Origin of the sequence: Stenotrophomonas sp. LC732, assembly GCF_052446685.1 — a bacterium.
In the GTDB taxonomy this organism is placed as follows: Bacteria; Pseudomonadota; Gammaproteobacteria; order Xanthomonadales; family Xanthomonadaceae; genus Stenotrophomonas; species Stenotrophomonas muris.
The window spans coordinates 2,588,821-2,602,348 of the sequence record NZ_CP199214.1; the positions used below are offsets into that span (position 1 = coordinate 2,588,821).

9 protein-coding genes and 1 tRNA gene are annotated in these 13,528 nt (G+C 67.3%); 5 read left to right on the top strand and 5 right to left on the bottom strand.

What is annotated here, in order from left to right:
- Window positions 1–67: 67 nt before the first annotated feature.
- Window positions 68–1,024, top strand: a complete 957-nt coding sequence (locus ACT6SE_RS12390; protein WP_049420855.1) for an SOS response-associated peptidase family protein — start codon at window positions 68–70, stop codon at window positions 1,022–1,024.
- Between the two features lie 123 nt (window positions 1,025–1,147).
- Here ACT6SE_RS12390 and ACT6SE_RS12395 read toward each other — a convergent pair whose 3' ends face one another.
- Complete coding sequence (locus tag ACT6SE_RS12395; protein WP_032957303.1) at window positions 1,148–1,528, bottom strand: response regulator; 381 nt, start codon at window positions 1,526–1,528, stop codon at window positions 1,148–1,150.
- 132 nt (window positions 1,529–1,660) lie between these two features.
- On the opposite strand from ACT6SE_RS12395, the gene ACT6SE_RS12400 reads away from it, so the two are divergent.
- Together ACT6SE_RS12400 and ACT6SE_RS12405 are read left to right on the top strand one after the other, a co-directional pair.
- Window positions 1,661–1,746: transfer RNA gene (locus ACT6SE_RS12400), tRNA-Leu, on the top strand.
- Between the two features lie 305 nt (window positions 1,747–2,051).
- Window positions 2,052–3,491 carry a GGDEF domain-containing protein gene (locus ACT6SE_RS12405; protein ID WP_046431263.1) on the top strand — a complete coding sequence of 480 codons (1,440 nt, stop codon included), beginning with the start codon at window positions 2,052–2,054 and terminating at the stop codon, window positions 3,489–3,491.
- Here ACT6SE_RS12405 and ACT6SE_RS12410 read toward each other — a convergent pair.
- On the bottom strand, window positions 3,488–5,314 hold the full coding sequence (locus ACT6SE_RS12410; RefSeq protein ID WP_046431266.1) for a methyl-accepting chemotaxis protein: 1,827 nt from the start codon (window positions 5,312–5,314) through the stop codon (window positions 3,488–3,490). The genes ACT6SE_RS12405 and ACT6SE_RS12410 overlap by 4 nt on opposite strands.
- A gap of 580 nt (window positions 5,315–5,894) precedes the next feature.
- On the opposite strand from ACT6SE_RS12410, the gene ACT6SE_RS12415 reads away from it, so the two are divergent.
- Window positions 5,895–6,983 (top strand): DUF5694 domain-containing protein, encoded by a 1,089-nt coding sequence (locus tag ACT6SE_RS12415; protein WP_046431270.1) that lies wholly within the window; start codon window positions 5,895–5,897, stop codon window positions 6,981–6,983.
- Between the two features lie 62 nt (window positions 6,984–7,045).
- Window positions 7,046–7,336 (top strand): putative quinol monooxygenase, encoded by a 291-nt coding sequence (locus tag ACT6SE_RS12420; protein ID WP_046431272.1) that lies wholly within the window; start codon window positions 7,046–7,048, stop codon window positions 7,334–7,336.
- 306 nt (window positions 7,337–7,642) lie between these two features.
- On the opposite strand, the gene ACT6SE_RS12425 is transcribed toward ACT6SE_RS12420, so the two are convergent.
- The 3 genes from ACT6SE_RS12425 to ACT6SE_RS12435 all read right to left on the bottom strand — a co-directional run bounded on the left by ACT6SE_RS12425 (window position 7,643) and on the right by ACT6SE_RS12435 (window position 12,850).
- Window positions 7,643–9,832: a PAS domain S-box protein gene (locus tag ACT6SE_RS12425; protein ID WP_014647539.1), complete on the bottom strand. Its 2,190-nt coding sequence runs from the start codon at window positions 9,830–9,832 to the stop codon at window positions 7,643–7,645.
- A gap of 207 nt (window positions 9,833–10,039) precedes the next feature.
- Window positions 10,040–12,427 carry a Tex family protein gene (locus tag ACT6SE_RS12430; RefSeq protein ID WP_046431274.1) on the bottom strand — a complete coding sequence of 796 codons (2,388 nt, stop codon included), beginning with the start codon at window positions 12,425–12,427 and terminating at the stop codon, window positions 10,040–10,042.
- Between the two features lie 207 nt (window positions 12,428–12,634).
- Window positions 12,635–12,850, bottom strand: a complete 216-nt coding sequence (locus ACT6SE_RS12435) for a hypothetical protein (protein WP_005410085.1) — start codon at window positions 12,848–12,850, stop codon at window positions 12,635–12,637.
- Window positions 12,851–13,528 lie beyond the last annotated feature (678 nt).

Here is a 13,528-nt window from a genome sequence, read left to right on the forward strand (position 1 = left end):
CCAGATGGGTCGGGCTATCCTGCCGCATCCACGTCGCAGCCGCTGCGACCCAGGCCCCCAGAGTCCCATGTGCTATTCCGCCCTGATCCGCGCTGACTACGCCAAGCTGGTACGCGAGTTCGGCGCCATCCTGTCGCTGGAGGAGTTCGCCGAACTGTACGCACACGATCCAGGCAAGAAGCGGCCGAAGACGCCGAAGGCGATGGATGACGGGTTCGCCGGTGCGCGTACCGAACAGGGCCGGGACATCGTGGCGAAGATCCAGCAATGGCATGCGCAGGAGCAGCAGGCGCTGGAGGCTGAACTGGTCCGGCAGCGCGAACGACGCGATATTGCCCATGCCACGCTGGCCACCCGGCCCACGCAGAAAGCGCGCAATGACCTGCGCGTGGCTGGCAACCGCATCGAGCGCGCGCAGGCCCGGCTGGACGACCTGCATCGGGTGCAGCTGCTGCCGCGCGACAACCGCATTTTCCCCGGCACCTACGCGCCGGTGATGGTCAGCGAGAACGGCCGGCGCGTGATCAAGCCGATGCGCTACCAGTGCCGGTTGCCGGACAAGCCGGCGCGCAACGACGTGCTGTACCCCGGCACCTACAACGCGCGGCGCGACAGCCTGGAAGGTTACTGGCGGGGTGCGTTCGGACTGCGCCACGGCGTGGTGGTGGTGCAGGCGTTCTACGAGCACGTGCCCCGCCACGCCATCGCCGGCCGCAGCCTCGGTGCCGACGAAAAGGAGCAGGACGTGGTGCTCGAATTCCGCCCCGATCCACCCCGCGACCTGCTGCTGGCCTGCCTCTGGGCGGAATGGGAAGGACCGGAAGGCCGCCTGCTTTCGTTTGCCACGATCACCGACACACCGCCCAGCGACGTCGCCGCTGCCGGGCATGACCGCGGCGTGGTACCGATCCGCAGGGAACACCTGGACGTCTGGCTCAACCCCGAACCGGATGATCTGGCGCGCCAGTACCGCATCCTCGATGACCGCGAGGAAATCCGTTACGTGTACGAGGAAGCGGGCTGAGCGCCGGACGCGAATGAAAAACCGCGCGTGGGCAGGGCTCCTGGATCAGGGGTTGCCGCCGCGCATCGCAGACGTGAGGATTCAGCCCCCGCAGCTTCCCCCTGCCGGTGCGTGGCGAGCGGCTCAGGCCTTGGCGCTGGAGCGTCCCACCGCACGCGCCAGCGCCCGCGACAGATCGGCCGACAGGTACGGCTTGACCAGCAACAGGCCGGCCAGCATCGGCGCAGGCAGCTGCTCGGCCAGCATCCCGGTGGCCAGCACGAACGGAATGCCACGCGCCGAAAGCGCTGCAGCCACTGGCTCACTGGTCTCGTTGCGGGCCAGCCGGTAATCCAGCAGGGCCACGTCAGGAGTGCTCTGCTCCAGCAGCCGCAGGGCCTCGGACACACTCGCGGCAAGCCCGACCACAGTCGCACCGGCATGCACCAGCTGCATCTGCAGCAGGGCCGCACTCATCTCGTCGTTCTCGACCACCAGCACCCTCAGGTCCTGCAACACTGTCATCAGCTACCGCTCCTGGAGGCAATTGCACGTCGGGAGTATAGCTACCAAGGGGCCAATGCCGACAGGAACCGCCCTGATAGGCTCTCCTACTAGGCATCTCCTGCCGACCTCGGTTACACTCGCACGCTGCCTGCCGGTGTGGCGGAATGGTATACGCAGCTGACTCAAAATCAGCCGGGGGTGACCCCATGAAGGTTCGAGTCCTTTCACCGGCACCACTGCATCAAAGGCCAGGTCCATGACCTGGCCTTTTGCATTTCCCGGACCGGAGCGCCGACACTGGCGAGGATGCCCCAGCATGCCCCTCCCACGCTCGCCGACATACTGCGCGCCCATCGCCACGTGCGGGGGCAGCCCCGCGACTTCTGGACGTACGCCCACGTCAACGCCGTCGTGTCACCCCGCTGAAACGAAAATGTGACAGCCGACAAGGTTGCGAATTTCACTAGCGCACACTTTTCTTGCCAGCCTCACCTACTTCTGCCTATCGTGATCCCAGCCGGATCTGGGGGCGGGGGAATGCATGACGTTGCGTGCGGCACTGTTTTTCATGGTCACGCACGCGCTCGTCATTGCCTTGATCGGCCCGCAGGACCCGGTTGGCTCCTACCTGATGCTGATCACCGCCCCCCTTCTGGCCGCTCTGGCCTGCGTGCGACGCGCGCGCGACAGCCAGGCGGCCTGCAAGTGGCGAACGCTGGGCGCTGCCGTCGGCCTGTTCTCGCTGGCCCTGCTGGCCCTGCTGTATCGCAATGTGGCCGGCCTCAGCCCTGCGCAGATGACCGCCTCGTCGCTGATCCTGTATGTGTTCTACCGGATTCCGCTGACCTACGTTGCCGCCAGCCCAGGCGGCGGCAACCGCTGTATCCGTGCGGTGGACCTGGCGGTCATCGCGCTGCTGTGGTTGCTGTACTTCGTGCATACGCGGGCGATGGCACACCTCAACACCGCATTGTGGACGCAATGCCTGCACACCCTGAGCAACGTGCAGAACAGCCTGGTGTTCTGCTTCGCGCTGATCCGCTTCCTGGCCGAGGACAATGCCGACCGCCGCGACTTCTTCCGCACGTTGACGATCTACGCGCTCGGCTACTTCCTGATGGCGCTCTACATCAATACCTGGCAGCCGCAGGTACCCGATGGTGGCTGGGGCGACCTGCTGATCAGCGGGCTGTTCGTGCTGCTGGCAGTGCTGGCCGGCAGCACGTACCGCCCACCGGCGGTGGCTGTGCCGCGCAACCTCCGCCGCATCGTCGATGCCGGCGTGCCGCTGATGCTGCCGTTGCTGCTGATGATGGTGGCGCTGCTGGTGGCACGCCTGCAGCCGACCCTGGCCACCGTGGGGTTCATCGGTGCCATGCTCGGCCATGCCCTGCGCAGCGTGCTCACCCAGGTGCAGATCCAGCGTGAGCGCGACGAGCTGGCGCTGCTGGCCCGGCGCGATCCGTTGACCGGGCTCGGCAACCGGCGCAACTTCGATGAAGCGCTCGGCAGCGCGCACGGCCGCGCCCGTCGCCAGGGCGTGGGGCTGGCGGTGCTGATGATCGATATCGACCACTTCAAGCGACTCAACGACACCTACGGGCATCCGGAAGGTGATCGCCGCCTGCAGGCGGTCGCCGCGATCCTCGACGGCTGCCTGCAACGCGGTGATGATCTGCTGGCCCGCTACGGCGGCGAGGAGTTCATCGCCGCCCTGCCCGCGCCCGACATCGGCCACGCCCTGGGCCTGGGCGAGCGCCTGCGCGCCGCCGTGGAAGCCGCCGCCCTGCCCGCCGCCCAGGCCCACGTGACCATCAGCATCGGCGTGGCCTGGCAGGCCGCGCATGATGAGGGTGACCCGCGCAGCCTGGTCGAGCGTGCCGACCAGGCCCTGTACCGGGCCAAGCATGCCGGCCGCAACTGCGTGCACGCCGCCCCGGCCGTCGAGGCCGGGGAACAACACGCCGACCGCCGCTCCTAGACCGCGCGCAGGACCGCCGCACCATGCATGTGCCCCGCCCCACCCTGCACGCGGAAGCTGGCCACCGTCTGCAGCAGCTGCGCCGACTGTTCTTCCATGCTGCGCGCCGCGGCCGAAGCTTCCTCGACCAGCGCGGCGTTCTGCTGGGTGCCCTGGTCGATCAGATCGACGGCATGGTTCATCTGCTGGATGTCGTCGCTCTGCTGCTGCGCGGCCGTGCTGATCTCGGACATCAGGTCGCTGACCCGGCGCACGTTGACCACGATCTCGTCCATGGTGCGGCCGGCGCTCTCAACCTGCGCGGTACCGGCACCGACATTGGCCACCGACGCATCGATCAGCTGCTTGATCTCCTTGGCGGCACTGGCCGAGCGCTGCGACAGTTCCCGGATCTCGGTGGCGACCACGGCGAAGCCACGCCCGTGTTCGCCCGCACGCGCGGCTTCCACCGCGGCGTTCAGTGCAAGGATGTTGGTCTGGAAGGCGATCCCGTCGATCACGCCGATGATGTCGACGATGCGGCGCGAGGACGCGTTGATCACCGCCATGGTTTCCACCACTTCGTGCACTACGTTACCGCCGCGCGCGGCGACATCGGCGGCACCACCAGCCAGCTGACTGGCCTGCCGTGCGTTGGTCGCGGTGCGCTGCACGGTCTCGGCCAGGCCCTTCATCGACACCGCGGTCTCCTCCAGCGACGCTGCCTGCTGCTCGGTGCGCTGCGACAGATCGCTGTTGCCCTGCGCGATCTCGGTGGCACCGACGGCGATGGTGTCAGCGGCGAACTTGATCTGGCCGATGATCGCGGCCATCGCCTCGACCAGCGAATTCACCCCTTCGCACAGCTCGGCGATCGGCCCGTTCTTGTCGGCGGTGGCCACGCGCCGGGTCAGGTCGCCCTCCTTGGCGGCCGCCACCACTTCACGGGTCTGCGCCACGGCACGCTGCATGGCCTGGTTCTCATGCACTTGCGCGGTGATGTCGGTGGCGTACTTGACCACCTTGAACGGCTTCCCGTTGAGGTCCAGGATCGGGTTGTAGGACGCCTGGATCCAGACCTCGCGTCCGCCCTTGCCGAGGCGCCGGTACTGGCCGGCATCATATTCGCCACGGCCGAGCTTTTCCCAGAACTGCCGATACTCGGCACTGCTGCGATACTCAGGTTCGACGAACAGCGAGTGGTGCTGGCCACGCACATCATCCAGGCTGTAACCGGTGGCAGCCAGGAAGTTGTCGTTGGCCGACAGGATGCGGCCATCCATGCTGAACTCGATCACCGCCTGCGACTTGTCGATCGCCGCCAGCTGGCCGGCCGAGTCGGCCGCCTGCAGCTTCTGCGCAGTGATGTCAGTGGCGAACTTGACCACCTTGTACGGACGCCCCTGTCGGTCCAGCACCGGGTTGTACGAGGCCTGGATCCAGATCTCGCGCTGGTTCTTGCCAAAACGCCGGTACTGGCCCGCGTCATATTCGCCACGACCCAGCCGCGCCCAGAAGTCACGGTATCCGGCGCTGCGCGCCTGCTCGGGGTCGACGAACAGGGAATGATGCTTGCCCTGGATCTCCTCCAGCCGGTAACCCATCGCCTGCAGGAAGTTCTCGTTGGCCTGCAGGATGGTGCCATCGAGGGCGAACTCGATGACCGCCTGGACCCGGTGCAGCGCCGCGACCTGCGCCTCCAGCTCGGCACGGCCATCGGCCGCCGCCTCGACGCCGCTGCGGTGCTGCGGTGCCAGCGCGCCCAGCAGGGCGCGCCACGGCGACCAACGGGTATGCAGCTCGGCCGGCGCCTGCGCGCCCGCCGTAAAGCCTGGAATGAGCATTGTCTGATCCTCGGTGTCCGGTAAGCGGTTGCGACCCGACGGGCGGGATGCCCGGCGGCAACTTCAGTTGCTTGGGACTACAGGTACCGGCAGGCACCCCTCGAGCGGCTGGCAAGAACGTCTGGTGCGGGTGCGATCGGCATAGGGAGCGGCGGAACACACAGCGCGGGCCGCCCGTCGCGGGCAGCCTGGGGTCCTGCAGCGGGCGACTTGAGCGGGATCCAGAGGGAATATCGGCGATGCGATCGGTGGCTTTAGCCGGATTCCGCGACGTCCGTCGCATCTTCAGATGCTCCTGCAGGGATGCGGTAGACAATCGCGATGTACTTCACATTCTGCTCACGCGCGACAGGGGCACCGCCGAGCGGTTTCGCCAGGTGCCGGCTGGGCAGGTTCTGCTCGGCACCGGGTGTCGTCAGGGCATATGTCGCGCGTTGTCGCCGTCACTGGGCATAGCCTTGCCCGGCACGCGGATGCAGTTCAAGCGGAAAAGGTTTGCATGACCAACGGGAGATCCGGTGGTAGATGAAACTGGCCAGCATGCAGCGAACCGCAGGACGCTCACTGACACGGAGATCGCATGTTCCCACGCCTGGCCAGTTTCCTCATCCTGGGCCTGTGCAGCAGCGGCGCCTTCGCTGCCGACGCCACCTACCGCCCCAGCTTCCATCCCGACCAGCTGAAGGGCCCGCCTGCCGGGCGCCCGAACGAAGTGCTGGTACTGGGCACCCCCCACTTGTCCGGCCTGCCCAAGTCCTTCCAGACCGCCTTGCTTGAACCGTTGCTGCAGCGACTGGTCGCCTGGAAGCCCGAGCTGATCGCCACCGAAGACCTGTCAGGCCTGCAGTGCGATTTCATGCGTCGCTACCCGGCACGCTATGCGGAGAGCGTGGCCACCTACTGCTTCGACACCACCGCTGCGCAGGCTGCGACCGGACTGGACGTGCCTACGGCGAACACCCAGGCCGAGCACCTGCTTGCGACCTGGCCGGACGAGCCGACGCCCGCCCAGCGTCGTCGGCTCGCAGCATTGTTCCTGGCAGCGGGTGAACGCGGCTCGGCGCAGGTGCAGTGGCTGCGCCTGCCTGCGTCCGAGCGCAAAGGCGGTGATGGACTGACACCTGCCTTGGTCGAGATCCTCGAAAAAGGCCTGGTTCGCCGCAATGAAACCCACCTGATCGCCGCCGAGGTCGCCGCCCGCCTCGGGCAGGAACGCCTGTGGGCCGTGGACGACCACACGGCCGATTCGCCCACGCCCGCCGAGGATGAAGCGGCGGCCAGCGCGGCCATCACCGGTGCCTGGAACAATACGCACTCGCGCGCGCGGCGGGAGGCCGATGAACGCCTCGTGGCCGATCTGGACAAGCCCGGCGGTGTCATGGCGCTGTATCGGGACTACAACAGCCCGGCGGCGGCGATGGCCGCCTACCAGAGCGACTTCGGCGCGACGCTCGTCGAGCCGTCCTCCAAGGCGTTCGGCCGGATGTACGTCGGTTACTGGGAAACCCGCAACCTGCGCATGGTCGCCAACATCCGCGACGTGCTGAGCCAGCATCCTGGCAGACGCATGCTGGCCATCGTGGGTGCCTCGCACAAGGGCTACTACGAGGCCTACCTCAATCAGATGCATGACGTGCGGCTGGTCAGTGCGGACACGGTATTGCGTTGACGGGAACAGGTGCCGGCCATGCGCCGGCGCTATCCTGCAAGGCCCGATTCGCAGGTGCCGACATGCTGAAAGTGATCGCCGAGGATTTCATCCATCCCGATGCGGTGGACACCGTGCTTCCCCTGTACCGGGAGCTGGTCGCATGCACGCTGCGCGAGCCGCGCTGCCTCGGCTATGAACTGTTCGTCGACCAGAAGGATCCGGGCCACTTCATCTTCATCGAGCTGTGGCCCGACCGCGCCGCGCTCGACCTGCACTGTGCCAGCGAACACTTCCAGCGCCTGGTGCCACAGATCAATGCCTTCCAGTGTGCGCCGTGCCGGTTCCTGCTGATGGATGCCGTACGGGTGTAGTGCCTGCAGCGGGATGCACATGATCGCTGCGGCCATGCCGCCACAGCAACAGGCAGGCCGCAACCGTGCAGGACAGGCTCAGGACCAGCAGCGCGACTGCACCTTGCTGCAACACGGGCAACAACGCCCTTGCGTGCAGGTCGCCGCGCAGCTGTTCGGCGCGTAGACAGGCGGCCAGCGCCAGGCACCAGCCGATCAGGGCCGGAATGAACTTGCGTACCGCAACCGGGTTCCAGGCATTCATGGAGGTTACCTGCGTGAGTGGAGTGCGCGCAGTATTCGCGCGCGTCCTCTCACAGGCTGAGATCAGTCCTCCGCGGCGTCGGGATCGTCACCCGGAAGCTGGGACAACTCGCCCTGCACCTGCACGTTGTTGCGCCCCATCGCCTTGGCCCGGTAGCACTGGGCATCGGCCGCAGCCACCGCCTGGTCCACGCTCATGCCGCCGGCCAGCGGCGCGATACCGATGCTGGCACCGATCCGCAGCCGGTCCTGGTCCCACGGAATGGACAGCGCGGCCAGGGTGTGCAGCAGCTCGCCCCCGATGCGGGCCGCACGCCGCGGCGTGCAACCGGACAGGATGACCGCGAATTCGTCGCCGCCCAACCGTGCCACCACGTCCGAATCGCGCACGCCATGGCGCAGCACGCTGGCCACCGCCCACAGCACGGCATCGCCGGCCAGATGGCCCCAGGTGTCGTTGACCGGCTTGAAGCGGTCCAGATCGATGTACATCAGCGAGGCGGCCTGGCCGGTGCGCTCCACGCGGGTGATCGCCTGCTGCAGGTGCACCTCGAAACCGCGGCGGTTGCTCAGTTCGGTGAGCGGATCGATCTCGGCCAGGTGGCGGGCTTCGCGCTGGCGTGCCCGCTGCTGGGTGTCGTCGCGCAGCACCCACACCGCGCCGCGCACGTGGCCTTCGTCATCGCGCAGCCAGGCGCGGGTCAGGTCCACCGGCACCGTTGCCGTGCCCAGGCGCAGCAGCAGGTCGGCGTGCAGGTCCACCGCGTTGCTCTCCGGGTCCAGCAGCACCGTCACATCCAGTACCGAGCCGGGCGCGTACTCGGTGGTCAGCGCCAGCACGTCCTGCACCTTGTGCCCGGCCAGCGACAATGCGCCATCACCGGCCAGGGTGCGCACCGCAGCCGCGTTGGCGTAGTCGATGCGGCCATCAAGGCTGACGCTGAGCACCAGGTCGGCCACCGCATCCAGCGTGATTCGGCTGCGTTGTTCACTCTCGAACAGGCGCTGCTCGCTGCTGCGCTGGGCGGTGATGTCCTGGATCTGCGACACGAAATGCAGCGGTTCGCCATGCTCGTTGCGCACCAGCGACACCGACAGCCGCGCCCAGATGATGCGGCCGTCGCGGTCGAGGTAGCGCTTTTCCAGGTGATAGTGGCTGCGTCGCCCGGCCAACAGGTCCTGTACCAGGGCCAGGTCGGTCTGCAGGTCATCGGGATGGGTCAGGCGCTGGAAATCGACCTGCAGCAGCTCTTCTCGCGGGTAGCCCAGTATCCGGCACAGCGCGTCGTTGACATCCAGCCAGCGTCCTTCCAGCGACACCAGTGCCATGCCCAGTGCGGCGGAGGTGAACGCGCCAGCGAACTTCTCTGCCGAAAGTCGTGCTTCGGCGCGTGCCTGCAGGATCTCGGTAATGTCGATGGCCATGCCGACGTAGCCGATGCGCGTTCCATCGGCACTCTCCATGCGGCTGATCGACAGGCGTACCTGGCGTGACTGGCCATCCTTGCGCAGCAGCGTCCACTGCCGCGAGTAGGTCTGCCCGTCGGCACGCGCGCTCAGCGCCTCGAACACGCCGGGAAGATTGCCATCAGCATCGGCCAGCGGCTGCAACCACGCTTTCAGTTCGGCTGGATCGTGGAAGGCGTCGAGCCGGCGCTGGCCGACCACCTCCGCCGCGCTGTAGCCCAGCAGGCGCTCCGCCCCCGTGTTGAACAGGGTGATGGTGCCATCGGTATCGGTGGCGATCACCGCCACCTCATCGGACGCATCGACCACGGCCTGCAGGCGCTGCCGGGTCTCGGCCGCGTCCTGCCTTGCCTGCTGCAGTTCGGTGACATCGGCATGGGCACCGGCCATCCACAGCGGCTTGCCCTGCCCGTCCCATTCAAAGACCCGGCCACGGTCCTGGATCCAGATCCACTGGCCGTTCCTGTGGCGCATGCGCAGCAGGCAGGCGTAGTTGTCGCTGCGCCCTTCGAAATGGTCGTCCAGCGCTGCATCGGACAGCGCAATGTCATCGGGATGGACCAGCTTCAGGAACGTCTTCTGGCAGATCGGTTCCAGCTCATCCAGGCGATAACCGACAATCTCGGCCCAGCGCGCATTGACCCGCATCTCGCCGGTCTGCACGTTCCATTCCCAGGTACCCGCAGCGGTACCGTCGATGATCATCGCCAGCCGGCGACGCTCTTCCGCCAACGCCTGCAGGCGGCGCTCCAGCAGTCCATTGCCGTGGGTGCCCTGGCCCGGCATCACTCCGGTCCCCTGCCGGCACGGGCAGGCGCCGACCGCAGCGGAGCGCTGCGGCCTGCAACGAAGACGGCGGGTCGTGCTGGCGTCATGGTCCTCCCCAGCGACAGCGGGGAGGCCAAACGCCCCCCTCAGGCGCAAGTGTGCGCAATCACGGGGAAAACCGACAAGTCCCCCACCCCGGATCAACCGTGACGGGGGGCACGATCCTCAGCTGCGCTTGGCCCGGGCAAAGGCCTCGGCCAGGGCATTGTTGGCCGGCGGCGCAGACTGGGCCGGACGGCCGCCAGCGCCCTGGCCGCGGTTCGGTCCACGGTTCTGGCCGCCAGCGTCACGGCGCGGCCCTTGGCCCTGGCCCCGCTCATCGCGCTGGCCCGGGCGGCTGGAGGCCTGGCCCGGGGTATCGTCCAGGCGCCGGGTCAGGGCGATGCGCTTGCGCGCCACGTCCACCTCCAGCACCTTCACCTTGACGATGTCACCGGCCTTGACCACGTCGCGCGGGTCCTTCACGAAGGTATCGGCGAGCGCCGAGATGTGGATCAGGCCGTCCTGGTGCACGCCGATATCGACAAAGGCCCCGAAGGCGGCCACGTTGCTGACCACGCCCTCCAGCACCATGCCCTCGCGCAGGTCCTTGATGTCCTCGACGCCCTCGGCGAAGCGCGCCGCCTTGAACTCCGGGCGCGGGTCGCGGCCCGGCTTTTCCAGTTCCTTCAGGATGTCGCGCACGGTCGGGACGCCAAAGGTGTCGTCGGTGAACTGTTCTGCCTTCAGGCCACGCAGGAAGCTGCCGTCACCGATCAGCGCCTTGATCGGGCGCGCGGTGCTGGCCACGATGCGCTCAACCACCGGATAGGCTTCGGGGTGTACCGCCGAGGCGTCCAGCGGCTGGTCGCCATCGGCGATGCGCAGGAAGCCGGCGCACTGCTCGAAGGTCTTCTCGCCCAGGCGCGCGACCTTCAGCAGGTCCTTGCGGCGCTTGAACGGGCCGTTGTCGTCGCGATGGCGCACGATGTTCTCGGCCACCGTGGCCGACAGGCCGGACACCCGGGACAGCAGCGCGGCCGAGGCGGTGTTGACATACACGCCGACCGCGTTCACGCAGTCCTCCACGCGCGCGTCCAGCGCCCGCGCCAGGCGGTACTGGTCCACGTCGTGCTGGTACTGGCCGACACCGATCGCCTTGGGTTCGATCTTGACCAGTTCGGCCAGCGGGTCCTGCAGGCGACGAGCGATCGATACCGCGCCACGCAGCGACACGTCCAGCCCCGGGAACTCCTTGGCCGCGAACTCGGAGGCCGAGTACACCGAGGCGCCCGCCTCGCTGACCACGACCTTCTGCAGCTTCGGGTTGGCGGCAGCCTTGATCGCTTCGCCGGCCAGCTTGTCGGTTTCACGGCTGGCGGTGCCGTTGCCGATCGCGATCAGCTCCACGTTGTGCTTGGCGCACAGCTGCTTGATCGTCTGCACCGACTGCTCCCACTGGCGGCGCGGTTCGTGCGGGTAGATGGTGTCGGTGGCGACCAGCTTGCCGGTGGCATCGACCACGGCAATTTTGCAGCCAGTACGGATGCCAGGGTCCAGGCCCAGCACAGTCTTCGGGCCGGCCGGTGCGGCCAGCAGCAGGTCCTTCAGGTTGTCGCCGAACACCGCGATGGCTTCGGCTTCGGCCTTTTCGCGGGCCTGGTTGAACAGGTCCAGCAGAAGATGGGTGTGCAGCTTGGCGCGCCAGGTCAGGCGGCAGGCATCCAGCAGCCAGCGGTCGGCGGCACGCCCCCGGTCGGCGATGCCGGCCTTGCGTGCCACCCGACCCTCGGCGTACTGGTGGCCCGCTTCGGCATCGCTGCCCGGGTCCAGTTCCAGGAACAGGATCTCTTCGCGGCGCGCACGGAACAGTGCGAGCAAGCGGTGCGAGGGAATCTTCGCCAGAGATTCGGCATGTTCGAAATAGTCGCGGTACTTGGCGCCTTCGGTTTCCTTGCCCTCGGCCACGCGGGCACGGATCACGCCGGTCTCGCCCAGCCAGGTGCGCAGCTCGCCAACCAACGCGGCATCTTCGCCCCAGCGCTCCATCAGGATCGCGCGGGCGCCTTCCAGCGCGGCCTTGGTGTCGGCCACCCCCTTGTCGGTATCGACGAAGGTGGCCGCGAACGTCTGCGGGTCCTGCGTCGGATCGGCCAGCAGGCCATCGGCCAGCGGCTCCAGACCGGCCTCGCGGGCGATCTGGGCGCGGGTACGTCGCTTGGGCTTGTAAGGCAGGTACAGGTCTTCCAGCCGGCTCTTGGTATCGGCGGCCAGGATGTCATTGCGCAGCTCGTCGCTGAGCTTGCCCTGCTCGCCGATGCTGGCCAGCACCGCCGCACGGCGGTCCTCCAGCTCGCGCAGGTAGGTCAGCCGGGTTTCCAGGTTGCGCAGCTGGGTGTCGTCCAGGCCACCGGTCACTTCCTTGCGGTAGCGCGCGATGAACGGAACGCTGGCGCCCTCGTCGAGCAGGCCGACGGCGGCGCGTACCTGGGCGGACTGGGCACCGATCTCGTCGGCGATGGTCTGGGCGATCTGCTGGGCGAGCGCGCTCTGGGCGTTCTTGGCGTCGTGCATTGCTTCAGGTCTGAGCCGCGTTACGGGAAGACCCCATTCTGGCAACCGACGACGCAGCCGGACAAGGCATTGACAGGGGACGAGGTACAGCGGCGTAGCCGGAGTGGACGCCGGCATCCTGGCAAAGAGCGGGCCCGGACTGGCCCGGGGCTGGGATGCCGGCGCGGGCGCGCGATGGTGGGCGCGCCCTGCCGCGTGTTGCGTAGGTCAGCGGTAGTGGCGGGCGGCGCGCTGCATGACGATCTCGTCACGCATGCCTTCCAGGGCCATCAGGCGGACCTTGCCGACACCCTGCAGTTCCATGAACCGCTCCGTGTAGAACTCCGGCCCCAGCGCGGTGTCGGCGCGGGATTTGCTGAAGCCGTAGGGCACCACGCCCTTCTCGCCATCCTTGCTACCACCGACATAAAGAACGATTGCCATGTGATGTATTCCTCCAAATTGCTACTGCGTACTGCACTCGATGAGCGATGCTGCGAGCTCATCGGGGGAGAGCTTACCGCGTCGAACCTGACTGGAACGTCACGAAGGCTAATGACGATCGGTTGCATGCAGATGACTGCGGGATCGCAGCAGAATGCTTACGGATCCTTAACTTCCGGCTAACGAATCCGTGGGGGATTCCCGCCAACGGCGCAGCCCCTCGTGGGTGGTCGTGTAACGCGTTTCATGTGATTGGGCCGGGGCGAGGTGAGTGCGCGGGACACCCCGTGAACCCGTCCCTGGGGGCTCGATGGCGCCATCCATGGCGCCAACGGTCCCGCGCACCCACCCCGACCGACCCCGACAGTTTTCGGGCACGTCCAGCCACGGAAAAGAAAAAAGAAGATCAAAAGCAAAAACAGCTTGGTTGGCCGCTTTTTGTAGAGCCGAGCCCACGCTCGGCTGCTTTCCGGCCAGTCCGCGAAGCCGAGCGCAGGCTCGGCTCTACACAAGCAAGCGCAGCGCGCGACCCGCTTTTGCTGTTCTTTATCTCTTCCGTGGCTGGACGCGCACGGAATCTGTCAGCGGCCGGGTGGGTGGGGGTGGCGGGGTATCCGCGGCATGGGTCGGGCGCATGCGCCCGACGGGTTGGGCAGGACGCCCAACCCCGGTCTTGCC

Coding starts and splice junctions, on each gene's coding strand:
- ACT6SE_RS12390 (WP_049420855.1), top strand. CDS start 68: ATGTGCTATTCCGCCCTGATCCGCGCTGACTACGCCAAGCTGGTACGC.
- ACT6SE_RS12395 (WP_032957303.1), bottom strand. CDS start 1,528: ATGACAGTGTTGCAGGACCTGAGGGTGCTGGTGGTCGAGAACGACGAG.
- ACT6SE_RS12405 (WP_046431263.1), top strand. CDS start 2,052: ATGACGTTGCGTGCGGCACTGTTTTTCATGGTCACGCACGCGCTCGTC.
- ACT6SE_RS12410 (WP_046431266.1), bottom strand. CDS start 5,314: ATGCTCATTCCAGGCTTTACGGCGGGCGCGCAGGCGCCGGCCGAGCTG.
- ACT6SE_RS12415 (WP_046431270.1), top strand. CDS start 5,895: ATGTTCCCACGCCTGGCCAGTTTCCTCATCCTGGGCCTGTGCAGCAGC.
- ACT6SE_RS12420 (WP_046431272.1), top strand. CDS start 7,046: ATGCTGAAAGTGATCGCCGAGGATTTCATCCATCCCGATGCGGTGGAC.
- ACT6SE_RS12425 (WP_014647539.1), bottom strand. CDS start 9,832: ATGCCGGGCCAGGGCACCCACGGCAATGGACTGCTGGAGCGCCGCCTG.
- ACT6SE_RS12430 (WP_046431274.1), bottom strand. CDS start 12,427: ATGCACGACGCCAAGAACGCCCAGAGCGCGCTCGCCCAGCAGATCGCC.
- ACT6SE_RS12435 (WP_005410085.1), bottom strand. CDS start 12,850: ATGGCAATCGTTCTTTATGTCGGTGGTAGCAAGGATGGCGAGAAGGGC.